Annotated in this window: 1 protein-coding gene; it reads right to left on the bottom strand. The window is 74.4% G+C overall.

All coding sequences use genetic code 11. From position 1 onward, the window contains the following. The coding region (locus AC5Y2L_RS28635; RefSeq protein WP_499940115.1) for a PPE domain-containing protein at nt 1-203 on the bottom strand (203 nt) is incomplete at both ends.

Below are 203 nucleotides of genomic sequence, written 5' to 3'. Positions count from 1 at the left end.
TTGGCCGCGATCACCGAGGGGGGCACCGTCATCGCAAACGCCGCCTCGTAGGCTGCGGCGGCCGCGCGGGCCTGCATGGCGGCCTGCTCGGCTTCGGCGGCGGTGGCGCTCATCCAGGCCACATAGGGCGTGGCCACCGACACCATCGCCGCCGACGCCGGCCCTACCCACGGCGCGCTGGTCAACGCGGTGATCACCGAGCC

The sequence above is a fragment of the Mycobacterium sp. NGS66 genome, from assembly GCF_059812225.1.
This window is presented reverse-complemented; position numbering and strand designations above follow the sequence as displayed.